General features: G+C 70.7%; 22 protein-coding genes. 8 read left to right on the plus strand and 14 right to left on the minus strand.

Going from position 1 to position 22,651, the window contains the following annotated elements:
* Nucleotides 1–574 precede the first annotated feature (574 nt).
* Entirely contained in the window at nucleotides 575–1,396 is an 822-nt protein-coding gene (locus L942_RS21030) for a hydrolase (protein WP_037363026.1), read from the plus strand.
* A gap of 370 nt (nucleotides 1,397–1,766) precedes the next feature.
* Here the strand turns inward: L942_RS21030 and L942_RS21035 are convergent, their stop codons facing one another.
* The 3 genes from L942_RS21035 to L942_RS21045 form a co-directional block, all read right to left on the minus strand.
* Nucleotides 1,767–3,035 (minus strand): MFS transporter, encoded by a 1,269-nt coding sequence (locus L942_RS21035; RefSeq protein ID WP_081655155.1) that lies wholly within the window; start codon nucleotides 3,033–3,035, stop codon nucleotides 1,767–1,769.
* Nucleotides 3,036–3,243: 208 nt separating this feature from the next.
* Complete coding sequence (locus tag L942_RS21040) at nucleotides 3,244–5,058, minus strand: sugar phosphate isomerase/epimerase and 4-hydroxyphenylpyruvate domain-containing protein (protein ID WP_037363030.1); 1,815 nt, start codon at nucleotides 5,056–5,058, stop codon at nucleotides 3,244–3,246.
* Nucleotides 5,048–5,947 carry a shikimate dehydrogenase gene (locus tag L942_RS21045; RefSeq protein ID WP_037363032.1) on the minus strand — a complete coding sequence of 300 codons (900 nt, stop codon included), beginning with the start codon at nucleotides 5,945–5,947 and terminating at the stop codon, nucleotides 5,048–5,050. The genes L942_RS21040 and L942_RS21045 overlap by 11 nt, the downstream gene beginning before the upstream one ends.
* A gap of 121 nt (nucleotides 5,948–6,068) precedes the next feature.
* Between L942_RS21045 and L942_RS21050 the strand changes: the two genes are divergently transcribed.
* Nucleotides 6,069–6,728 (plus strand): TetR/AcrR family transcriptional regulator, encoded by a 660-nt coding sequence (locus L942_RS21050; RefSeq protein ID WP_037363034.1) that lies wholly within the window; start codon nucleotides 6,069–6,071, stop codon nucleotides 6,726–6,728.
* A 130-nt stretch (nucleotides 6,729–6,858) separates the two neighbouring features.
* A complete protein-coding gene (locus L942_RS21055) occupies nucleotides 6,859–8,229 on the plus strand; it encodes an MFS transporter (RefSeq protein ID WP_037363036.1) in 1,371 nt (456 codons plus the stop codon).
* 232 nt (nucleotides 8,230–8,461) lie between these two features.
* On the opposite strand, the gene L942_RS21060 is transcribed toward L942_RS21055, so the two are convergent.
* The 5 genes from L942_RS21060 to L942_RS21075 all read right to left on the minus strand — a co-directional run bounded on the left by L942_RS21060 (nucleotide 8,462) and on the right by L942_RS21075 (nucleotide 12,055).
* Nucleotides 8,462–9,232, minus strand: a complete 771-nt coding sequence (locus tag L942_RS21060; RefSeq protein ID WP_326929353.1) for an ornithine cyclodeaminase family protein — start codon at nucleotides 9,230–9,232, stop codon at nucleotides 8,462–8,464.
* Complete coding sequence (locus L942_RS45480; RefSeq protein WP_235079282.1) at nucleotides 9,130–9,444, minus strand: hypothetical protein; 315 nt, start codon at nucleotides 9,442–9,444, stop codon at nucleotides 9,130–9,132. The genes L942_RS21060 and L942_RS45480 overlap by 103 nt, the downstream gene beginning before the upstream one ends.
* A 7-nt stretch (nucleotides 9,445–9,451) precedes the next feature.
* Nucleotides 9,452–10,927 carry a sodium:solute symporter family protein gene (locus L942_RS21065; RefSeq protein ID WP_037363038.1) on the minus strand — a complete coding sequence of 492 codons (1,476 nt, stop codon included), beginning with the start codon at nucleotides 10,925–10,927 and terminating at the stop codon, nucleotides 9,452–9,454.
* Nucleotides 10,924–11,148: a DUF3311 domain-containing protein gene (locus tag L942_RS21070; protein WP_037363041.1), complete on the minus strand. Its 225-nt coding sequence runs from the start codon at nucleotides 11,146–11,148 to the stop codon at nucleotides 10,924–10,926. The genes L942_RS21065 and L942_RS21070 overlap by 4 nt, the downstream gene beginning before the upstream one ends.
* Before the next feature lie 316 nt (nucleotides 11,149–11,464).
* Nucleotides 11,465–12,055 carry a TetR/AcrR family transcriptional regulator gene (locus tag L942_RS21075; RefSeq protein WP_037363044.1) on the minus strand — a complete coding sequence of 197 codons (591 nt, stop codon included), beginning with the start codon at nucleotides 12,053–12,055 and terminating at the stop codon, nucleotides 11,465–11,467.
* A gap of 80 nt (nucleotides 12,056–12,135) precedes the next feature.
* On the opposite strand from L942_RS21075, the gene L942_RS21080 reads away from it, so the two are divergent.
* A complete protein-coding gene (locus L942_RS21080; RefSeq protein ID WP_037363047.1) occupies nucleotides 12,136–13,077 on the plus strand; it encodes an NADP-dependent oxidoreductase in 942 nt (313 codons plus the stop codon).
* Here L942_RS21080 and L942_RS21085 read toward each other — a convergent pair.
* Genes L942_RS21085 through L942_RS21100 form a run of 4 tightly spaced genes read right to left on the minus strand, consistent with a single transcriptional unit; the run spans nucleotide 13,074 to nucleotide 17,111 of the window.
* Nucleotides 13,074–13,499, minus strand: coding sequence for a nuclear transport factor 2 family protein (locus L942_RS21085; RefSeq protein WP_037363048.1), 426 nt, complete (start codon nucleotides 13,497–13,499; stop codon nucleotides 13,074–13,076). The two genes, L942_RS21080 and L942_RS21085, sit on opposite strands and share 4 nt — an antisense overlap.
* Nucleotides 13,500–13,516: 17 nt before the next feature.
* Nucleotides 13,517–15,259, minus strand: a complete 1,743-nt coding sequence (locus L942_RS21090; protein WP_037363050.1) for an FAD-dependent monooxygenase — start codon at nucleotides 15,257–15,259, stop codon at nucleotides 13,517–13,519.
* Nucleotides 15,260–15,316: 57 nt separating this feature from the next.
* The gene (locus L942_RS21095) at nucleotides 15,317–16,240 is read right to left on the minus strand and encodes a VOC family protein (protein ID WP_037363055.1); all 924 of its coding nucleotides are present in this window, start codon (nucleotides 16,238–16,240) and stop codon (nucleotides 15,317–15,319) included.
* A 16-nt stretch (nucleotides 16,241–16,256) separates the two neighbouring features.
* The gene (locus tag L942_RS21100; protein WP_037363056.1) at nucleotides 16,257–17,111 is read right to left on the minus strand and encodes a fumarylacetoacetate hydrolase family protein; all 855 of its coding nucleotides are present in this window, start codon (nucleotides 17,109–17,111) and stop codon (nucleotides 16,257–16,259) included.
* Nucleotides 17,112–17,226: 115 nt separating this feature from the next.
* Here L942_RS21100 and L942_RS21105 point away from each other — a divergent pair, with 115 nt between their 5' ends.
* Nucleotides 17,227–17,907 carry a GntR family transcriptional regulator gene (locus L942_RS21105; RefSeq protein ID WP_037363059.1) on the plus strand — a complete coding sequence of 227 codons (681 nt, stop codon included), beginning with the start codon at nucleotides 17,227–17,229 and terminating at the stop codon, nucleotides 17,905–17,907.
* A 30-nt stretch (nucleotides 17,908–17,937) separates the two neighbouring features.
* Here the strand turns inward: L942_RS21105 and L942_RS21110 are convergent, their stop codons facing one another.
* Nucleotides 17,938–18,948 carry a 2Fe-2S iron-sulfur cluster-binding protein gene (locus L942_RS21110; protein ID WP_037363060.1) on the minus strand — a complete coding sequence of 337 codons (1,011 nt, stop codon included), beginning with the start codon at nucleotides 18,946–18,948 and terminating at the stop codon, nucleotides 17,938–17,940.
* Between the two features lies 1 nt (nucleotide 18,949).
* Entirely contained in the window at nucleotides 18,950–20,179 is a 1,230-nt protein-coding gene (locus L942_RS21115; protein ID WP_037363061.1) for a cytochrome P450, read from the minus strand.
* Between the two features lie 135 nt (nucleotides 20,180–20,314).
* Here L942_RS21115 and L942_RS21120 point away from each other — a divergent pair, with 135 nt between their 5' ends.
* From L942_RS21120 to L942_RS21130, 3 genes are all read left to right on the plus strand, one after another.
* Nucleotides 20,315–21,250 (plus strand): AraC family transcriptional regulator, encoded by a 936-nt coding sequence (locus L942_RS21120; RefSeq protein WP_037363063.1) that lies wholly within the window; start codon nucleotides 20,315–20,317, stop codon nucleotides 21,248–21,250.
* Between the two features lie 231 nt (nucleotides 21,251–21,481).
* Nucleotides 21,482–22,261 (plus strand): alpha/beta fold hydrolase, encoded by a 780-nt coding sequence (locus tag L942_RS21125; protein WP_440201331.1) that lies wholly within the window; start codon nucleotides 21,482–21,484, stop codon nucleotides 22,259–22,261.
* An 83-nt stretch (nucleotides 22,262–22,344) separates the two neighbouring features.
* Complete coding sequence (locus L942_RS21130) at nucleotides 22,345–22,641, plus strand: hypothetical protein (protein WP_037363068.1); 297 nt, start codon at nucleotides 22,345–22,347, stop codon at nucleotides 22,639–22,641.
* Nucleotides 22,642–22,651: the final 10 nt, after the last annotated feature.

Here is a 22,651-nt window from a genome sequence, read left to right on the forward strand (position 1 = left end):
CCCTGCTGGTGAATGGAAGGCAATTCTCCCGGTGCGGGGAACTACGCAGTCGAGTGTTGGTTATGCGGCGGAAGCGGGCAACCAGCCGGCCGCGAATGGGGTCACCCCGGCAGTGCGCGCAATACTCGCTATAACGCCGTCAGTGGCATTCCGGATCGCTGAATCGCTCGCCTGGGTATTTCCTGCCGGGCGCGGGACACCCGGGGTGGACCCGCGACGGACCGTTGCTCGGACCCCGGACTTGTTCGCCGCGGCCGGGTGCGCACCCGGCGAACTCGGCGGCGAAATGTCCGGAAAGCAGTTTCCGGTCGCCCGCGGGTCGCGGTCGTGAGGTGAGGGCTAGGTGCGCCGTTGACCGCGAGGGGCAGTCATGCTGGGGGCAGTGGTCGTCGTGGGCGGGATCGTCGTTGTTCTGCTCGCGGTGGGGCTGGTCGTGGACTCGAAGGACGTCGGCCGCAGGGTCTGGCCAAGCGGCGGGCGTCGCGTTCGGGGCCGGTCCGGGCGAGGAGCCGCCGGTGGCCATGCACGACGGACTGTTGACCTCTACCATGGTCGAGGTTTGAGAATCGCGATCATGACACTGTGGATCTGCGACCGATGCGGCATCGAGCAACCCGGTTCCCCCGAGCCCCCGCGGTGCGTGCTGGACCGCGGCGAGGTCGGCATCGAGGAGCGCGGGGACCTGGGCCCGCACTCCGGAAGCTGGCGAACCCACGAGCAGCTCGCCGCCGAACCGCACACTGTGAAGCAGCGGGACCACGGCCGCGGGGTGCACAGCCTGCGGCGGGAACCGGTGGTGGGCATCGGGCAGTGGTCGTTCGTCGTGCGGACCGAGCAAGGAAACGTGCTGTGGGATCCGCCGACCACCATCGAATCGGACACGCTCGCCGCGGTGCGGGCATTCGGCGACCTCGCCGCGGTGGCGACCAGCCACCCGCACATGTTCGCCGCCCAGGTCAGCTGGAGCCACGCGTTCGGGCGGATCCCGGTGCTGGTGAACGCCGCGGGCCGGGAGTGGCTGGGCCGCACCGACCCGGTGCTCGAGTTCTGGACGGAGCACGCCGAACCGGTGCCCGGGGTCGAGCTGATCGAGGTCGGCGGCCACATGCTGGGCAGTTCGGTGCTGCGCACCGCGGACGGCACGCTCCTGTCCGGCGACACGATCAGCGGCGGCCTGGCGCCGAACTGGGTGTCGTTCCAGCGCAATTTCCCGAAGCACATCCCGCTGTCGGCCGCGGTGGTCCGGCGCATCGCGGACCGGCTGGACGGCTGGTCCTACGACCGCTTGTACACCCTCGGCGGTGACACCATCGACGCGGACGCGAAGGCCGTCGTGCGCCGTTCCGCCGAGACGCACATCCGGTGGGTCAGCGGAGAATTCGACCATCTGACCTGACCGGCTCCCGGACCGTCGAACCGCGGGCACCCGGTCCGGCGGTTCGGGTCCGCCTGTCGGGAACCGCCGCGCACCGGCCTGCCCAGGGAGACGCAGTGACTGCCGTCCTCGACGACCCTGCCGGCCACTCGCTGCGCGGACGGCGCCGGCATCTCGCCCGCCGGGTGGGCCGGGCCGTCGGATACCTGCCGGACGTCGCCACCTCTTCAGCCTCCCGGTCGCCCCGCCCGCACACTGGGCACCCGTCTTCTTCCCCGACGGAAATCAGCGCTGTCTGCACCGCACCCGAGGCACGCGGGCGAGGCCACGAATTCCCCCGCGATCGCGCTTTACCGGCGGCTAGGGTTCACCGTGCGCAAAACCGCGACGTTCACCGGATTTCGCACCCCCGGCCTCGGTGAGCCGGGTGGCTGAGCGTTCCGCGGTGGGTGAGGGGGGCCAGCGCCAGGCCGGTCGCCAGGAATACCGCGGCCAGGACGAACCAGCCCGTCTGGGCGCCGGTGGCCGCGAACCAGCCGAACAGGGACGGGGCGACGATCAGGCTCAGATCGAACCCCGTGTTGTAGAAGCCTTGGTACCGGCCCAGCGCCGACTCGGGCGCCAGGCCGTACAGGAAGCACCAGGACGCGGTCCCGCACAGCACTTCGCCGCCCACCGCGGCGAGTGCGATGCCGATGATCGCGGCGACGGCCGGTGCACCGTGGCCCGTGAGTGCTCCGACTGGGAACAGCAGTGCGGCCGCGCCGAGGAGGAGCGCGCCGAGCCGGGCAGCGCGGACCGCCGTGGGCACCGTGGTCACCCGGCGGCCGACCGGAATCTGGAAGACCACGATGCCGCCCGTCTGCACCACCAAAGCCACGGACACGAGCCACAGCGGAACGTGCATCCGGCTGAGGACCCACAGCGGCAGCGCGATGGTGATCATCGGCTCCGCCAGCGTCAGCACGCCGTTCGCGATCGTCAGCAAGACGAACCGGTGGTCCCGCAACACACTCGACCGGCCGGGATCCGGCGCGGCCCGCGGCAGCGGATCGGTCCGGTGCGCCGCGAGGTGCTTTCCGGCGGCTCGGACCAGCAGTCCCGCGACCACGAACGTGACCGCCTCGGCGGCGAAGCCGATGCGGAACGCGGTGATCGACCCGAAACCCAATACCAGCGCGCCGAGACCGAGGCCGACGACCATCGCGATGTTGCTCAGCGATTTCAGCACCGCGCGGTAGGGCACCCGGTGTTCGGTGCCGACGCCCCGCCCGATCAACGCGCCGAGCACCGCCGCGCTGCCTCGCCCGCACGCCACCAGCACGCTGAGCAAGACGAGCGCCAGCCATCCCGGGGCGACAGTCAAGGCCAGGGTGGCGATGCTCATCAGCCACACCAGCACCGCGTAAACGACATGCCCGTCGCGGCGATCGGCCAGCCATCCGGCGAGCGGTCCGGCGGCGATCCCGGCGACCGCGGCGACGCTCATGCCCGCCCCGTAGCCGGACGGCGGCAGGCCCGCGCAGCGGATCAGGTAAATCGCCAGCGACGAGGAGGACAGGCCGGTGCCGAGGTAGAGGACCGACATCGAGATCGCGAAGAACCGTTCCTGCTTTCCCGTGAGTTCGTTCAGCGAGAAGGTGTCCCGCAAAGATCTCATGGAAGGAACGTAGCAGCGGAAGGAACCTCGGACGGTCGGTTCGCCAAGCCTTCCGGGAAAAGGAAAACCGGCGCGGCGAGCATGGTTCGCGTGCGTCGGGGGATCGCAGGAAGACGGAGTTCGCCGGCACGCGCCTGGGGCAGCTCCCGCCCCCGAGCCGCTCAAACCATCGGACAGCCAGCAGGTCCGAGCGAAAGCACTGGCCCACTCAGGCCGGTACCTGTGTGCGAGCAAGCCGTCGGCGGCGGTGGGCGGCCATGCGGACCGGGGCGTCTGCCCAGCCGTAGCCGTCGTGGTCGCCCAGGCGTTGGACCAGTGCGAGGAACACCCGGCCGCCGAGTACTTCGGTGCAGACTTGCAGGTAATCGCCTTCCGGGGTGTGTTCGTGCAGTACGCCGAGGTCGCGGTAGGCGGCGAGCCGGTCGGCGGGCAGGTCGAGGCGGGCGTCCAGGTCGGCGTAGTAGTTGTCCGGGACGGCCAGCAGGGGGGCGCCGGCGGCGCGGGCCGCCCGGGCGGCGGCGAGGAGGTCGTCGACCGCGAGGGCGATGTACTGCGGTTCGGACACGCCGGGCGCCCATTCTCCGCGGCGCAGCAAGGAAACCGTGAGCGCCAGCCGGAGCCGGCGGTCCGGGTCGGCGACTGCTCGGCTGCGGACCAGGCCGAAGGGCGCGGCGAACTCGCCCGTCGCGGCTGGTTCGAGGCCGAGCACGGTGCGGTAGAAGAGGGCGGCTTCGTCGAAGTGGTCGAACGGCTGGGCCAGCCCGAGGTGGTCGATGCCGGTGACCCCGATCCCCTCGGCGGTTTCGCCGGTGGGCACGAAGTCGCCGGTCCAGTCGTCCTCGTTTCCGGTGCGGCAGAAGAACAACGCGGTTCCGTCCGGCGCGGTGACCGCCGAGAGGTCCGCTTCGGCGGGGCCTCGTTCCCGCGGCAGGGGGGTCGCGTCGAGCCGGACCGCGCGGCGGGCGGCGGCTGCCGGGTCGGCGGATTCGACGGCGAGCGCGGCTACCGCCACCGGGCCGCCGGAGCGGTTGACGAGGATCCGCGCGGCGCCTTGTTCCCAGCGTTCCACGGGTTTGGTGCGGTGGATTCCGGTGCGCGCGAAGCCGAGCGCGGACAGGACCGGGGCCAGCGAATCGTCGGCGGAGAGTTCGACGAAGGCCGGTCCGCGGACTTCCGGCGCGGGCTGGGCGATCGGGTCGGGGGCTCCGGCGGCTTCGGCGAGGGCGAGCAGGGAGCGGTGCGCGTCGATCGCGGCGCGGTCCGGATCGGCTTGGCGGAAGACGTCGTTGAACACTTCGAGCGACAGCGGCCCGGAGTATCCGGCAGCGAGCACCGGGGCGAGGAAGCCGGGGAGATCGAACGCGCCTTGCCCGGGGAAGAGCCGGTGGTGGCGGCTCCACTGCAGCACGTCCATCGACAGGTGCGGCGCGTCGGCGAGCTGGAGGAAGAACAGCTTGTCCCCGGGGATCTCGGCGATGCCGGCGGGATCCGAGCCGCGCGAGAGGATGTGGAAGCTGTCCAGGCACAGGCCGAGCGCGGGGTGGCCGGCCCGGCGCACGGCTTCCCACGACCGGTCGTAAGTGGACACTTCCTTGCCCCAAGCCAGTGCCTCGTAAGCGATCCGCAGCCCGCGCGCGCCGGCTCGCTCGGCGAGGGCACGCAACTGCTCGGCGAGCTGGTCGAGGTCGGCGACCGCGTCGTCGGCCACTGACGAGCAGACGAGCACGGTGTCGGCGCCGAGTTCTTCCATGAGGTCGAACTTGCGCTCGGCCCGGCGCAGGTTGCCCGCGAAGCGGTCCGGGTCGGTGGAGTCCAGGTCCCGGAAGGGCTGGTAGAGGTCGATCGACAAGCCCAGGTCCGCGCACCGCAGCCGCACCTCGCCGGGCGGCATGGGAGAGGCGACGAGATCGGGCTCGAAGATCTCGACGCCGTCGAATCCGGCGGCCGCGGCGGCGGAGAGCTTGTCGTCGAGCGTTCCGGAAAGGCAGACGGTGGCGATTCCGGTGCGGAGCTCACGCGACACGGCTAGTGCCTCCAGTGGTCTCGGCGCCGACGAGTTCGGTGAGGTGGCGCAGCATCCGCGCCGGGTCGGGCTCGCGGCCGCAGAACAGTTTCAGCGCCGCCGCGGCCTGATGCACCGCCATCCGGCCGCCGTCGAGGGTGCGGCAGCCGAGCGCGCGGGCGGCGCGCAGCAGCGGGGTCTCCAGCGGGCGGTAGACGATCTCGGCGACCCAGAGTTCCTTGCGCAGCAACGCTATCGGCAGCGGCAGGCCGGGGTGTTCGGCCATGCCGACCGGGGTCGCGTGCACCAAGCCGTCGGCGTCGGGGAGTTCTCGCTCAAGACCGCTCCCGGCCCGCGCCCGGCTGGTCCCGAACCGCGCGGCGAGGTCTTCGGCGAGCCGGACCGCGCGGGGGACGTCGGTGTCGAGTACGGCGAGCGATTCCGCGCCGAGGGTCAGCAGGGCGTGCGCGGCGGCGGCGCCTGCTCCGCCGGCGCCCAGCAGCACGACGCGGCGGAGCGGTGCGCCGGGCAAACCCGCGGCGAACCCGTCGCGGAACCCGGACCAGTCGGTGTTGTGCCCGATCGCGCGACGGCCGGCGAAGACCACGGTGTTGACCGCGCCGATCGCCGCGGCGTCCGGGGAAAGCTCGTCCAGGTGCGGGATCACCAGCTGCTTCACCGGATGCGTGACGTTGACGCCGGACAGGCCCTCGGCGCGGGCCCGGGCGAGCAGCTCGCCGACGGCGTCGGCCGGAACGCCGAGCACGTCGAGGTCGAACCGGGTGTAGGTGCAGTCCAGGCCGAGTTCGCGCGCCTCGCGCTCGTGCAGCGCGGGCGAGAGCGACGGGCCGATGCCGGTCCCGACGAGGCCGGTCAGCAGCCGGCCGGAGGTGGCGCGGTCGGGGGACATGGCACGGACTCCTCGCGGTCAATGAATGTACTAGTTAGTTACTTGTACCGTGTCCGGCCGCGAAAGGGAAGCCGCGGACGGATATCCTCGGCGGCGTGAGCCGAGCAGCGAGGACGACCCCGTGAGCGCCGAACCGTCCGACGCGCCGGAGCGGCAGCGGGACGCCGAACGCACTCGCGCCGAGATCCTCGACGTCGCGACCGGGGAGTTCGCCGACCGCGGCTACGACGGCGCCCGCGTCGACGAGATCGCCGCCCGCACCCGCACCACCAAGCGGATGATCTACTACTACTTCGGCAGCAAGGAAGGGCTGTACGTCGCCGTCCTCGAACGCGCCTACCAGGGCATCCGCGCGCTGGAGCAGCAGCTCGACGTCGACCACCTCGACCCGGCCCGGGCCATGCGCGCGCTCGCCGAGCTCACCTTCGACCACCACGAATCGCATCCCGCGTTCATCCGGCTGGTCAGCATCGAGAACATCCACCACGCGCGGCACCTGCGGACCTCGCCGATCCTGTCCGGCCTCGCCGCGCCCGCGGTCGACGTGCTCGCCGGCATCCTGGAGCGCGGCCGCGCCGCCGGGCTGTTCCGCGACGACGTCGACGCGCTCGACGTGCACATGATGATCAGCGCGTTCTGCGTCTTCCGGACCGCCAACCAGCACACCTTCCAGGTCATTTTCGACCGCGACCTGCTGGATCCGGCGCGCCGCGGCCACTACCGGCGCATGCTGGGAGACCTCGTTCTCGAGTACCTGACCGCGCACGTCGGACGGGCCTGATCCGACCGGATCGCGCCGGAAGGCTTGACACACCCGCGGCGGCTAACTCACTATCCGGTACATAACCAGCCGGTACCTTCCGGCCGGACGGACCCGCCGACCGCCGCCGCGGTCACTCAAGGAGGCTGACGTGGACGACGCCGTCCCGCGCCAGGAGCACGATCCCGCATCGCCGGGCGCCGCCCGCCGCACCCCACGCCAGGCCGCTGTGTCCTCGTGGATCGGCAGCGCACTGGAGTACTACGACTTCTTCATCTACGGCACCGCCGCGGCCCTGATCTTCCCGAAGGTGTTCTTCCCAGCCGGCAACGCCGCGACCGCGACGATCGCCTCGCTCGCCACGTTCGGGGTCGCCTACGTCGCCCGTCCCGTCGGCTCGTTCATCCTCGGACACCTCGGCGACACGCTCGGCCGCAAACGCGTGCTGCTGCTGACTTTGGTCGGCATGGGCACCGCGACGTTCCTGATCGGCGTGCTGCCCGGATACGGCACGATCGGCGTCGCCGCCCCGATCCTGCTGGTCGCGCTGCGGCTCGTGCAGGGCCTCGCGGTCGCCGGCGAGCAGTCCAGCGCCGGGTCCGCCACGCTGGAACACGCGCCGCCCGGCCGGCGTGCCTACTTCACCAGTTTCACCTTGGCCGGCACGCAATTCGGCCTCATCCTGGCGACCGCGGTGTTCCTCCCGCTGTCCTCGATGCCGACGCCCATGCTGCTGTCCTGGGGCTGGCGGATCCCGTTCCTGCTGAGCGCGCTCGTCACGGTCGTCGGCTGGTGGATCCGGCGGTCGCTTCGGGAAAGCCCGGAATTCGCCGCCGCGCGCAAGCAGAACGACGTGCCCAAGGCTCCGCTGCTGGTGCTTTTGCGGCACCACACGCCCGACGTGCTCAAGATCGTCGTGAGCGCGCTGATTTCCGTCACCAGCACGATCGTCAGCATCTATTCGCTCACCTACGGGGTGTCCACGATCGGCCTGTCCCGCAGTGCGATGCTGTGGATGATCATGCTGAGCAACGTGGTCGCGCTGGCCGCCATCCCGTTGTGGGGCAAGGCAGGCGACCGGTTCGGCCGCAAGCCGGTCTTCGCCGTCGCCGCGGTGGGTGTCGCGGTGCTGATCTGGCCGTTCATCTGGGCGGTCAGCCAGGCGAACATCGTGCTGGTGTTCGCGCTCGGGATCCTGTTGTCGGGAGTCGTCTACAGCGCCTACGGCGGGGTCGGCTATGCCCTGTGGACCGAGCAGTTCGGCACCAAGGTGCGGATGTCCGGAGTTGCTGTGGGCACACAACTGGGCTTCGCGCTCGGCGGGTTCGCGCCGTCCATCGCCGCGGCCCTCGCCGGAGCGGACCTGAAGAACTGGCTGCCAGTCGCCGGGCTGACCGCCGCGGCAGCCGTGGCGGCGGGGATCGCGGTGCTGACCATGCGCGAAACCTGCCGGGTTCCGTTGTCCGAGCTGGGAAAGCGAGCGCCGCGTGCGGTCGGGGAAGGCAATACGGTGGCCGCCTGACTCGTTTGTGGTGCCGGAAGGGCGAGGAGACTCCTCGCCCTTCCGGCACCCGGGTGCGCACGGTGTTTCACGCGGAATATGGCGACAAGGAAGGCCGGGGGATTTCCGGGAAGCCGGTCAGGGGATGAGGCTCGCCGGGTGCGCACCTGTCCGGCCGGGACGCTCGCGCACATCTGTGGTGCGGGGTGGTCGTCGTGGCGGTGACTGCCGTCGCGAATCGCTGGTCCCGGAGTCATCGGTCCAGCGCGATTTCGACGCCGAGTCCCCGGCCCACGACGTGCCGCAGCACCAGCGCCGCCGTCGCGATGTCCTGCACTGCCACCCCGACCGAGTTGAACAGGGTGATCTCGTCTTTTCCGGTGCGGCCCGGGCAGACCCCGGCGAGCACCTCGCCCAGTTCGGTCTCGAGTTGCTGCTCGCTGATCGCCCCCTCGCGCAGCGCGGCGAGCGCGGCGCCGGACTCGGTCAGCGCGGTGTGCCTGCTGTCCACGACGACGCGGGCGCGGCGCAGGCATTCCGCGTCGATTTCGCGGTGGTGCGGGCGGGGCGGCGCGCCGACCACGTTCAAGTGCTGGCCCGGGCGCAGCCACCTTCCTCGCACGATCGGGTCCACCGCGGGGGTGAGCGTGCACACCACGTCCGCGGCCTGAACTGCTTCGGCGGGCGTGCGGGCCAACCGGATTTCGCAGCCCGAATCGATCGCCTCGTCCCGGAATGCCTGTGCGGTCGCGGGATTGCGGCTCCACACCACCGCCGTCCGGATAGGACGGACCGCGGCGATGGCTTCCAGGTGCGCCCGGGCCAGTGCCCCGGCTCCGATCAGGCCGAGCACCGCACTGTCTGGATTGGACAGTGCGCGGGTCGCCACCGCGGAGGCCGCCGCCGTGCGGAAGCGGGTGATCAGCGCGCCGTCCAGCAGAGCTTCCGGGCGTCCGCTCGCGGTGTCGACCAGGATGATCGCCGACTGCTGGCGAGGCCTGCCGGACTCCGGATTGCCCGGCAGGACGGCGCCAGCAGCTTGACGCCGCCGGCGCCGTCCACCGCGGCCGTCATCGGCACGAGGAGGCCGTCGCTGCCGGGGACGAGCGCGCAGGCGCGGGCGGGCTGGGCGGCTCCGCCGAGCACCAATTGCCGATGCGCTTCCTCGACGGCCTCGATGACCTCGCGCAGGTCGAGGACCGCCGCGACGTGGGAACGCGACACGATCCGAACCATGTCCGCCTCACCTTTCGCCAGTCGCCGCGACACGCGCCGCCTGGGTGGTTTTCCGGGCCGGTGAAAGGATTTCGCGCGCTCGGCGGACGATCGGGATCTCGTGGTCGACCGGCTTGCCCGCGTACAGCGCGGACAAGCCCGCCGCGACAGCAGCGTTCACCGCGGCCGCGATAAGCCCGCTGTTGACCACTCCGCCGACCGGAGCGTGGCTGAAGTACAGGAACGCCACGGTGGCGCAGCCCGCGATCAGTCCGGCGGCGAGCGGGACCGCCCGCAGCTTCCGGAAGAAGAGCACGCCGAACCAGGCCGGCACCAGCTGCGCGGTCAGCGACAGGGCGAGGTTGAGGAAGGTGAGCATGATCGAGGACGCGAACGTGGTCAGTGCCGCGGTGCCGACCAGGAACGCCGCCATGATCGGCTTGAGCCTGCGCTGCGCGGCCGGCTGCGCGCGTTTCGGGAGGATGTTGCGGGTCAGCACGCCGCTGAACATCAGCGCGTTGCCCGCCAGCACCAGCACCCCGGCCAGTCCGGCTCCGGCCGCGACGAGGCCCACGATCCAGTCCGGCGCGAGTTCGCGGGTCACCTCGAGGAAGACCGAATCGGCGTTGTGCAGGCTGGGTTTCGTGCGCATCCCGTAGTAGGCGGCGAACACCAGCAGCGGGTACATCAGCATGTACAGCGGCATCCAGATCACCGACTTGTTGACCCCGGCCTCGGACCGCGCGGAGAACAGGAACTGCGCGGGCAGCGTGAGGTAGAACTGCAAGGACTGCAGGAAGATCGTGGTCATCGCGAAGACCAGGCCCGCGCCGCCGACGGTGGCCAGTCGCGGCGTCGTTTCGACGACGGCGAAGACGCCCGGAACGCCCTTCGCCGCGATCACCGCCGCGATGCCGGCGAGCATGATGCCCAGCAGCATGAAAACGTCCTTGACGATCGCGACGAAGGCGGTCGAACGCATGCCCGACGCGGCGACGTAGACGAAGGCGATCGCTCCGGCCCCGACGATCGCCTCCAGCCGGGTGACCGGGATGCCCAGTCCGGAAAGGACGGTCTGCAGGCCGATGAACTGGAAGATCGCCCACGGCACGAGCGCCAGGACGAACGAGACCGCGGTGAGCCGTTCCAGCAGCCGGTTGCGGTAGTGGCCGTACATCACGTCGGCGACGGTGACCGCGTCGTACGCCTTGCCCGCGCGCCACACCAGCGGCGCCAGGAAATAGCCGAGGACGTATCCGGCCAGGATGTAGCCGAGGAACCAGATCCCGTAGGAGGCGCCCTTGGCGTAGATGCCGCCGGGGAAGCCGAGCATGGTGCCGATGCTGTAGATCTCGCCCACGGCGAGGAAGAAGATCAGCCGGCTCGGCAAGGACCGGCCGGCGACCAGCGTGGCGACCGCGCCCTTGCCCGTCCCGCCCCGGCGGGCGGCCAGTGCCACCCCGATCGACAACGCGATGACGACGCCGAATACGGCCGCGATCATTCGTCCCCGCCTTCCACTCGCCGGTACTGCGCCCGGTCGAAGAAGCGCCACGACGCCCACAGGCACAGCGTGGTCAGCGGGAGCCAGGCGAACAGCCAGGCGAACACCAGTGGTATGCCGAATACGGTGGCCGTGCTCTGACTGCAGAGCGGCACCCCGACGAAAATCGCCGAGCCGGGAAGGCCGAGTGCGAGCAAGAGAGACCAGCGACTTCCGAGCATGCGACCTCCTGAAGCCGGGAGCGGCACCGCAGGGGCGACGGAGGCCGGACCGGTCTTCCCGGCTCGGGCGGCAGTGCCCTCGCGATGATTTGGTATACCAGAAAGACGGTAGAAGGTGCGGGCGGCGTCCGGACAGGGCCAGTTGTGAGCCAGCTCTCAGTGCCAGATGGTGCCGTGAGGAGCTTCCGCGGGCGGAAGGCCAGGTCAAGGGCTTTGGGTTCGGGATGTGCGGTGGTCGCGGTCTAGTCGGCCTCCCGGGGCGACCGCGCGCCCCGATCTTCCTGTGCCCGTCAGCGAAAGGGGTTCTGGCGGCTGCTCACTCCGCCGCTTCGGCGTGCCCGCGAGCGGTGTGCCGGAGCCCGTCCATCAGCAGGTCCAGCAGGCGGGCCGCCATGGCTTGGCGTTCGGCGGTGCCGGCCACGGTGAAGATGCCGATGAGGGCGGCGGCGATGTCTTCGGCGGGGACGTCGGCGCGGAGTTCCCCGCTCGTGCGGCCGGCTTCGAGGAGGCCGTCGATCGCCGCGAGCAGTTCGGTCCGGGTGCGGGCGTGGGCGATCTCGCCGGATTCGACCATCGCGAGGAGCGTGTCCAGCATCCCGTTCTTGGTCGCGATCCAGTCGCCGAACAGGTCCATCCACCGGCGCAGCGCCGCGGCTGGGCCGAGCTCGGCGAGCAGGTCGCGGGCGCCGCTCGTGAGCCGCGAGACCTGGTCCTGGTAGACCGCGTCGACCAGGGATTCGCGGGTGGGGAAGTGCCGGTACAGGGTGGCGATGCCGACTCCGGCCTCGGCGGCGATGGCACGCATCGACGGCTCGGTTCCGGCCGAGGCGAACAGCCGGGTCGCCACGTCCAGCAGCTGCTGGCGGTTGCGGGTCGCGTCCGCTCGGGGAGTCTTCGCGGCGGCCAAAACGGATCACGCTCCACTTGTGCTAGATTCGAGAGAGGTTAAACGGAGCATAGTCCGTTTACTCGACCCCAAGGAGACAGGTGAGCGGGAAAGAAGCGAGCCGGGCGGTCCAGTTCGAGTCGTTCGGCGGGCCGGAGGCCTTGCGTGTCCGCGAAGTGCCCGTGCCGCAGGCCGGTCCGGGGCAGATTCGGGTACGGGTGACCGCGGCCGGGCTGAACCCGATGGACTGGTTCATGACCTCGGACGCGGAGACGGCCGCGCGGTTCGGGCTGAGCCTGCCGTGCGGGTTCGGCACCGACTACGCGGGAGTCGTGGACCAGCTCGGCGACGGCGTCCGCGAGTTCGCGGTCGGCGACCGGGTGTTCGGCGGCGCGCTGTCGCGTGCGGTCGCCGATCACGTCGTGGTGGACGTGGCCGGGACGATCGCGGTGGGCGGCGAGGCGCACCGGACCCCGGACGGCCTCGACGACCGCACCGCGAGCGCGCTCTCCATCGCGGGCTGCACCGCGGCCGCGGCTTTGGCCGTGGTCGATCCGGGCCCGGACGACACAGTGCTGATCGGTGCCGCGGGCGGCGGGGTCGGCGTGTTCGCGGTCCAGCTCGCGCGGCTCGCGGGCGCACGCGTGATCGGGACCGGGTCGGAGTCCTCAGCCGAAGCTCTGCGCGCGCTGGGAGCCGAACCGGTCGCTTACGGCGACGGCCTGGCCGACCGGGTCCGCGCGCTGGCCCCCGGCGGGGTCGCCGCGGCCATGGACCTGCACGGGACCGACACCGTGCAGGCGGCCCGCGAACTCGGCGTGCCGGACGAACGCATCACCGCGATCGCCGCTCAGGTCGACGGGATCACGCCGGCGAACGGGGCCAACGCCGCCCCGGGCACGCTCGAGAAGATCGCCGGTCTGGTGGCGGAGGGACGGCTCCGGGTGCCGATCGCGCGGAGTTTTCCGGTCGAGGACATCCAGGCCGCGGTGGAGCTCCAGAAAGGACGGCACGTGCACGGGAAGGTGGTCATCGACCTCTAGCGCAGCCAGGGGTACCGCCCGGCGTCCGCGTCGCCGTAATCCGGGTCGAGATAGATGTGCAGCCGCTGGATCCGGCCGTCGCGGACCTCGAACACATTGCAGAAACGGCCGCCTAGTCCCTCGGTCGCCCGCCACCGGGTGCCGTCGGCGAGCACGCCGTGGGTGATGCCTTCGACGACGACGTAATCGCCCTGCTGGACATAGTTGAAATAAGGCACCTCGTGCACTATCGAGGAGAACAGCACGAACACGTCCGCGAACAACTGCTTGATTTCCGCGATGCCGCGTGCGGGCTCGTGCTTCGGGAAGCAGACGTAGGCGTTGTCGGCGAAAAGGCCGAGGAAATCCTCGCCGGCGTCCATTCGCTTGAAATACGTTTCGGCGATCGCCTTGCGGTCGACGGTGACGTCGTTGTGCACCATGGCAATTCCCTTCGAGGTTATCGGGCCAGCACCTGGCGGAGGACGGCGCGCAGCGTCCCGGCGGGGTCGGCGGCCAGGCCGGCGCTGCGCCAGGCGACGTGGTGGTCCGGGCGGACGAGCAGGCAGCCGCGTTCGCTGATCTCGCGCACGCGTTCCCAGTCGCCGAGCGGGTCCGCGTACTCGCAGCCGAGGCCGATCTGCCGGGCGGCGAGTTCGATGCCGAATTCGGTGGCGAGCTTGCCCGCCGCGTCCAGCCAGTCCTGTCCGCCGATGCCGGTCAGCACCGTGAACCGGCCGTGGCCGGTGATGTCCACAGTGGACACCGGGGTTCCGGCGTGTTCGAGCCACGCGTGCGGCAAGCGGGCTCCGGGATGGCTGGTGGCCTGGTAGTACAGCTCCGGATCGCGGACCGGGACCGGCCAGGGCGTGCCGTCGGAGGCCACCGCCGCCGAGGCATAGCGCTGCCCGAGTTCCACGCCGTGCGCGTTGAACTGGTAGTGCTGCAGTTCGATCGCTTCGCGCAGCTCGGCCCGGCGGGCCCTGCCTTCCGGGGTGTCCGCGGCGAGACCGGAGAGACTGCGCCAGCCCTCCTCTGCGCTCTGGCCGGGACGGAAGCCGAACGCCCGCGAAATCGGCCGCATGTCCTCGACGCTGCGCATCGCGCGGTCGACTACCTGCTTGCCGACCGGCTGCCGTTCCGCGTCGTAGGTGTCCAGCAACGCTTCCCCGGCCTCGCCGCGGACCACGCACGCGAGCTTCCACGCCAGGTTGAACGCGTCCTGCACCGAAGTGTTTGTGCCGAGCCCGTTCGCGGGCGGGTGCCGGTGCGCGGCGTCCCCGGCGAGAAAAACCCGGCCGCGGCGGTAGGAACGGGCGATCAGATGGTTGATCTGCCATTCGCTGACGGCCTTGATCCGGACCTCGACGTCCGGGTCGCCGATGATGGTCGAGGCTCGCTCCCGGACGGCGCCGGGGGAGAGGTCGGGCTCGCCTTCGGCCGGGTCGTACATGAAGAGCATGACCCACTCGGTCCACGGTTTGACGCAGATGAACGTGCCTGAGCCGACCCAGTAGTCGTTGCCTGGCTGGCACATCCAGTACAAGGTTCCCGGGCGGTGCGCCGTGTAGCGGGTGAGGTCGGCCTCCAGCCACACATTCGCGGCGCGGCCGAGCCCGGACTCGCCGTCGAGCTCGAAGCCGAGCTGGTCGGCCACGGTGCTGCGGCCGCCGTCGGCGCCGATCGCGTACCGCGCGACGATTTCTTGCTCGGCGCCGGTTTCCCGGTCGACGACCACCGCGTGGACGGCGTCCGGCGTTTGCGAGATCCGCACCAGCTCGGTCGAGAACCGGAGTTCGGCGCCGCGCCGCTCGGCCCCGTCGCGCAGGACCGGTTCGAGAATGTGCTGCGGGATATTGCACATCGCGCTCGGGCTGGCAGCGGCGTAGTCGGCGTGCCGCGCGAGGCCGGTGCCCCACGTTTTGAGCCGGGCCAGTTCCTGTCCGGCGAAGCTGGTCGCCCAGACGTTGTCGCCCATCAGCTCGTTGGGCACCGCGACTCGCCGCACCGCGTCCTCGAGGCCGAGGTCGCGGAAGACTTCCATGGTGCGCTGATTGGTGATGTGCGCCCGCGGCGAGTGCGCGGTGCCCGGGTATTTGGCGATCGTGACGGCACGCACGCCCTGCGCGGCGAGCAGGGCGGACGCGGTAAGGCCGGCGGGACCGGCTCCGACCACCAGGACATCGGTTTCGAAAGAAGGCATGACGGATCGACCTCCTGGGCCGCGCCCAGTCAGCGGGAAAGAAAGGGGACGGCCGGGTCAGCCGGCCTGGTGTGCGCCGGTCATCAGCGCGGCGAGATCGTCGGGGCGCAGGAACGACGGCGGGGGCGGCGGGCCCCAGCTGAACAGCCCTTTGGCGCCCTCCAGCGTCTCCGGGGTCCACATCTGGTCGTCGAGGATGCTGTCCATGTCGGAGTAGTACTCGGAGAAGTTGCCCGCGGGGTCCTTGAGGTACCAGAAGAAATTCGACCCGGCGTGGTGCCGTCCGAGGCCCCACACGTGCCGTTCCGGATGGTCCTCGAGCATCGCGGTCGCCCCGCGGCCGACCTCGTCGACGTCCTCGACCTGCCACGACGTGTGGTGCAGGAAGGCGACCGGCGCGGCGAGCGCGAGCACGTTGTGATGGTCGGTCGAGCAGCGCAGGAACGCGCCGTGTCCCTTGATCGCGTCGCTGGTCTTGAAGCCCAGCCCGGCGGTGAAGAACTGGATCGTGCGCTCGTGGTCGGGGGAGCCGACGACGACGTGGCCGAGTTTGCGCGGACGCACCGGTCCGGTGCGCAGCACGCCGGGCGCCCGCACGCTCGTGCGCTCCAGCCGCCCGGGCCCGTTGTACGGCGTGGGCGGTTCGGGATCCTGGCGGAGCCGTGCGGCGATCCGCACGACGACCTGGAATCCGGCGACCGGTTCGCGAGTGAACAGCGTGTCGCCGACGACGTCCGCGGCGATGTCCAAAGAGGACAGCCGGCGGCGGATGCGGGCGAGGTCGTCCGGGTCGTCCGCGCCGATGCTCAATTCCCTCAGCTGCCGGCGCGGGGAGCGGACGATCTTCAGCTGACGACCGCCGTCGCGGGTGCGGAACCAGCCGTCGGCGTCCTCGGCGAGCCCGAAGTCCCGGTAGTAGCGGGCGGTCGCGGCGACGTCGGGCACGCCGACGACGAGCGAGTTCAATCGGTGCAATGCCATTGTCCAGCCCTTTCTGCTAAGCGGCGGCGACCATCCGCTGCCGCAGCTCGCCGATGCCGTGGACGTAGCTGACGAGTTCGTCGCCCGCCTGGAGATACCGCTGCGGCGTGCGGCCCATGCCGACGCCGGACGGGGTGCCGGTGAAGATGACGTCCCCGGGCAGCAACGGGGTCACCGCGGACAGCCGGGCGATCAGCGCCGGCACCGAGAACACCATCTGCGCGGTGCGGCCTTTCTGCACCTGCTCGCCGTTGACGAGCGCGCCGAGTTCGAGGTCGTCGCGATCCGGCAGTTCGTCCGGCGACACGACCACCGGGCCGAGCGGGCCGAAGCCGGGGTAGGACTTCGCGAGGCTGAACTGCGGGGCCGGACCGGCCAGCTGCAGCCGCCGTTCGGAGAGGTCCTGCCCGACGGTCAGCCCGGCGACGTGGTCCCAGGCGTGGTCCTCGGCGACGCGTTCGGCGCGCTTGCCGACAACGGCGACGAGTTCGACCTCCCAGTCGACGTTCCCGCCGTCCGGGAGGACGACCTCGTCGTACGGGCCGGTGAGACAGGTCGGGAATTTGGTGAACACAGGCGGCGTTTCGGGCACGGCGAAGGACGATTCGGCCGCGTGGTCGGCATAGTTCAGGCCGATCGCGAACACCTGGCGCGGCGCCGGGACCGGATTGCCCAGCTGGTCGTCGCGCACCAGCCGTTCGAGCGCGTGCCCCTCGCCGATCGTCGCGGCGAATTCGGTCAGCTCCGCCCAGCGCTCGTAGGCAGGCTGGACGCCCGGGCCGAACCGCCCGCCGCTGGCCTCGGCCGCGTCCACGGCCTTGCCCGGTGCGGTGACCAGGGCCAGTCGTCCGTCCACAGTGGCGACTTTCATGCGGGGGCTCCTTCGCGTCCGGCTTCGATGCCCTCCAGTTGTACTCGCCCATATTCGATGACGCAATAAACTTTCGAAAGTTGCTTCTTGATTCGTATCCGCTACAGTGGATGGCATGGCAGGGGAAACGACGCGCGCCGAGGGTGTCTACCAGCGGCTCCGGGCGGACATCCTCGGCGGCCGGATGGTTCCGGGGCAGCGCCTCAAATTCCCCGAACTGTGCGAGCGGTACGAGACGAGCGTCGGTGCGGCCCGCGAGGCGCTCACCCGGTTGACTGCGGAGGGGCTGGTGAAGACCCGGCCGCATCTCGGCTATACGGTCACGCCGCTGTCGCACGAGGATCTCGCGGACCTGACGAAGGCGCGCCTCGAGATCGAATCGCTGGTGCTGCGGCTGTCGGTCGTCGAAGGCGACGTGCAGTGGGAGGCGCGCGCGGTGGCGGCGCACCACCTGCTCGAACGCACCCCGTTCACCGACCCCGCCGACCCGGACCGTCCGTCCGACGCTTGGGTCGCCGCGCACGCGGATTTCCACCTGGCCCTCTTCGACGGCTGCAGCAACCGCAGGCTGGTCGCCACGGCGCGCGGCCTGCGCGAGGAGGCCGAGCTCTACCGGCAGTGGTCGGTCTCTTTCGGACAGGAAACCGACCGGGACCTCCCCGCCGAGCACAAGGCGATCCTCGAAGCGGCGTTGGCGCGGGACGCGGATTTGGCGGCGGAACGGCTTCGGGACCACATCGCGCACACGGCGCAGCTGCTGATCAGCTGCGCCGAGGACGAGCCGAACCGGCCGTGACCCGTTGCCGCGATCCGGGAATCTCTCCGGTCACGTCGTGGCCGGGGTGAAGTTCTCCCGGTGGATCATCCGCGGCGCCATGCGGCGGCGTTTGAACGCTTTCACCCCGGCGTCGACCATCGGCGGCGGACCGCAGAGCCAGCCCGACCAGCCGCGGGCGCTGGGGACGTCTTCGAGGAACAGGTCGGTCGGGAATCCGGTGCGGTGCGTGCGGTTCTCCGGCTCGTGGGACAGCACCGGGACGAACGAGAATCCCGGGTGGCTGTCGGAGAGTTCGGCCATCAGGTCGAGGTCGTAGAGGTCGGCCGCACCGCGAACTCCGTGGTACAGCAGCACTTTCCGGGCCGGGTCCCGGGCGAGTGCGGTGCGGGCGAGGCCGATCAGCGGCGCGAGGCCGGTGCCGCCGCCGATGAGCGCCATCGGGCCGCCGTCGTCCTCCTCCGCGGGCGGCAGGAAGAAGTCGCCGAGCGGGCCGGTGACCTGGACCTGCTCGCCGACGGCGAGGTCCGCGAAGATCCACTGCTCAGTCGCCGCTCCGCCGGGGACCAGGCGGACGTGCAGTTCCAGGACTTTGTCTTCCTCGGCGGTGTTGACCAGCGAGTACTGGCGGCGCACCGCCGTGCCAGGCACGGTGAGTTCGACGTACTGGCCGGCGTTGAACGCCAGCGGTTCGGGCAGGCCGAGCCGCAGCCGCCGGGTGTCGCGCGCGATGTCCTGGATCTCGCGGACGGTCGCGGTGAGGTCGCGCAACGGATGCGTAGCCCGGCCCGCGCCGCCCGCGGTTTCGACGACGACGTTCGACCGGAGCCGGGCCTGGCAGGCGAGTGCCAGGCCCGCGGCCCGCTCGTCCTCGGTCAGGGTGTCGGCCGGGGAGTCGCGGTGGTCGACGGCACCCTCGACCACCCGCAGTTTGCAGGTGCCGCAGGTGCCCTGGTTGCAGGAGTTCGGCATCCAGACGCCGGCGCGCAGGAAGGCGTCGAGCATCGGCTGGTCGGGCGCGCACGGCACCTCCCGGTCGCCGACGGTCGCGGTGAAGGCCATGTCAAGCCTCCCAGGTGACGTGCAGCGACGTCGGGCCGCGGAAGCCCCAGCCCCAGAACTCGACGTCCGAGGAGGTGTCGCGTTCCAGGTTCGGGATCGACTCGAACAGTTCCTCCAGCGCGATCCGCATGACGTGGTTGGCGAAGTAGATCCCGGCGCACGCGTGGTTCCCGGCGCCGAAAGCCAGGTGCGGCAGCGGCGGCCGGTGCAGGTCGTAGCGGGTCGGGGCCTCGTAGACGCCGGTGTCGTGGTTGGCCGAGCCGTAGGACAGGATCACCGGGGTGCCCGCGGGCAGGTCGACCCCGGCGACGGTCACCGGCTTGGTGGAGATCCGCGCGGTGGCCGACCAGATCGGCGACGTCCAGCGCATCCCCTCGGAGATCGCGCGCGGGATCAGCGCCGGGTCGTCCACGACCTGCTCGAGCTGGTCGGGTTCGCTGAACAGCCCGGCCAGCGTCGAGGCCATGCCGTGGCCCGGTTCCTGCATCGCGCCGAGCAGGTACACGTAGATCGTCGGGTAGATGTACTCGCGGTCGCGGGTCTTCCCGGGCGGCATCCCGTCGTGCAGCCAGTGCGAGATGGCGGTGTCGGCGGGTTCGGCGATCCACTTGTCGATCAGCGGGTCGACCGTCGCCTGGATTTCGGCCTTCGCCTCGTCGCCCTGGACGAAACCCTCCGGGTTGGCGAACTCGCCGTCCTCGGTCATCGCGGCGTTGGTGAAGGACCGGCTCAGTTTCGCGAACCATTCGCGGAGTTTGTCCGAGCTGACGCTCTGCAGCCCGAGCAGGTCGCCGAGGGAGCGGACGCTGACCGGTTCGCAGTACTGCGAGACGAGTTCGGCGCGGCCGTCGTTCTCGAACTTCTCCAGGTAGCCGCGGGCGATCGGGCGGACGAGGTCGTCGATCCACCGGTCGACCTCGACGGGCTGCAGCGCGGGTTCGACCATCGAGCGCAGGTCGGCGTGGATGTCGCCGTTGACGCCGATGATCGCCGGATGGCCGAAGGTGCGGCCGCCGGCCGGGGTGATGACGGCCTCGAAGTCCGGGCTGGTGGCGATTTCGCGGCAGATCTCCGCGGTCGTCGCGACGTGCGACCCGAGCACCGGCACGTACGCCAGCGGGGCCTCGCGGCGCAGCCGTTCGTAGGGCTCGTACGGATTCCGCTCCAGCTGGGCCATGGTGATCTCGCCGATCCACGACAGGTCCGGGGCGGTGGTGCTTTTCGTCGTCATTGACGCGGCCTCCTTCGTGCGGGTTGGGCAGAAGGTAGGTCCGCGCGGGCCGGGCCCACGACACCGAAAACGCGGATCCGGCACGGATCGCGCGACGAATCCGGCGCGTCGCCGCGAATCGGTTAGCATGCGTCCATGTCCGCACGCCGGGGTGCGGCGCCGCGGGACTGGGAGCGAGTCTCGAAGTCGGTGGCCGACGCCTACTTTCCGCACCAGCTGACGCCGCTGCGCGCCGGCCGCGAGCCGCGGCTGACCCTGCGGACGCTGGACCTCGGCCCGGTGCTGATCGGGTACGTCGGATGGGGAGCCGACGTCGAGATCGCCTGCGACTACCCGTCCGCCTACGAGGTCAACCTGCCGCTGACCGGCCACCTCGCGAGCCGCGGCAGGCACGGCCTCGTGACGTCGGTGCCCGGGCAGGCCACGGTCTTCCGCGCGGACACTCCCTCGCTGATCACCCACTGGGACGCGACCTGCACGGTGCTGGGCGTCAAATTCGACCGCGATTGGCTGGACCGCGAGGCCGAGCGCGTCCTCGGCGCCGGGACGGTCCGGGCGGCCGGTGCGCTCCCGGATCAGGTGCCTCTCGAACAGGGCCCGGCCCGCGATTGGCGGCATCTGGTGGCCGGTTTGTCGTCGCAGATGCGGGACGGCTCGCTGTTCACCGACCAGCCGATCGTCCGGGAACAACTGGCCGGAGCGGTCGCGGCCGGGTTTCTTCTGGCCGGTTGCCCGGACGCGGGCCGCGTCCCGGCGCCTCGCCCGCGGGCGATCACGCGAGTGGCGGACGCGATCCAAGCCGACCCGGCGCGGCCCTGGACGGCGACCGAGATGGCGGCTGTTGCCGGGACCACGGTCCGCCGGTTGCAGGAGAGTTTCCGCGCGTGGGTCGGATGCACGCCTACGGAGCATCTCGTGGGGGTGCGGCTGCAGCATGCCCGCGCGGATCTCGAGGCGCACCCGGAATTGTCGATCAGCGAAATCGCGGCTCGGTGGGGATTCTCCAGCGCCAGCCGGTTCGCCGCGGCGTTTCGGCGGCGTTATGGGCAGTCTCCGTCGCAATTCCGGTGAGTTCGAGGGAGCGCTTCGCGGGGGTGTCCGGTCAGGAAAGCTGTGCCGTATTGGCTTGCGCTCAGGCGGCCAGCTACCCAGTTTCCGGCCAGGCAAACAGCACAGCGCCGCCGCGCGGGTGAGTGTCGATGGTGAGACCGTTAAAGCGTGTTCGACACCTTTGCCGAATGGGACGTCCCTGTCAGCGAATCCGTGACCATCCATGGGCGAAGCGGCGGAGAAGGACCGCCGGTGGTGTTGTTGCACGGGCATCCTCGGACGCACACCACCTGGTACCGCGTAGCTCCCGCCCTTGCCGGGGCGGGGTTTACGGTCGTCTGCCCGGATTTGCGCGGGTACGGCCGGTCGGCCAAACCCGTTCCCGACGAAAAGCACGAAACCTACTGCGATCGCGCGATGGCAGCCGACATCGTGGCTTTGATGCGCGCCCTCGGGTATCGCCGCTTCGCTGTCGTCGGGCACGACCGGGGCAGTTACGTCGCTTACCGGACTGCGCTCGATCATCCGGACTCCGTGTCGCGGCTTGATGTTCTGGACAGCGTGCCGATCCTCGAAGCGCTCGAACGCGCTGGCGCGAAATTCGCGACAGCGTGGTGGCACTGGTTCTTCCTCGGCGCCTCCCCTCACGCGGAGCGCGTAATCACGGCTGATCCCCTTGCCTGGTACCGCCCGGACGAGAAAGCCATGGGGCCAGACAACTATCGCGACCTCGTGCGCGCGGTCACCGATCCGGCGACCGTGCGGGCGATGCTGGAGGACTACCGCGCCGGGCTGACCGTCGACCGCGCCCACGACGAGGCGGACCGGGCCGCGGGCCGCGTCATCGCTTGCCCGACGCTGGTCGCTTGGTCCGCCAAGGACGACATGGAGGACCTTTACGGCGACCCGGTCGGCATCTGGCGCTCGTGGGTCAGCGGCGAACTGATCTCCGCCCGCATCGAATCCGGGCACCACCTGGCCGAGGAGAACCCGGGCCAGCTCGTCGAAGCGCTGGTCCGGTTCCTGCGTTAGCAGGCCCGCGGGCAGCTTCCCCCGTCCGGGTGTTTGCCTCGCTTGTCACCGGGTACCAGGAGGACCACGACAAGGAGGCGAGGATGTCAGCGCGCCCACGCACCGGAACGCATGCCGGTCCGGGGAAGAAGCCGGATCCCCCTGGGCCACAACAGAATCGCGACGCGGCGGAACCAGAACGGGAGGCGACGCTCGCCGGCGTCAAGCTGCCGTTCCCGGCGGAAACGTCCAAGCGCGCGTTGTGGTGGGGCGGGCTGGCGACGCTGGCCGCGGTCGGGGTTCTCGAGTGGCCGGTCGCCGTCGTGGTGGGCGCGGGCACTTACGTCGCCGAGAGGCTGTCCCTGGATGACGTGCGCAAGGATCTCGCGACCGGGGACTGAGACCGGAGAA

Source organism: Amycolatopsis orientalis DSM 43388 (genome assembly GCF_000411975.1).
GTDB lineage: Bacteria > Actinomycetota > Actinomycetes > Mycobacteriales > Pseudonocardiaceae > Amycolatopsis > Amycolatopsis orientalis_D.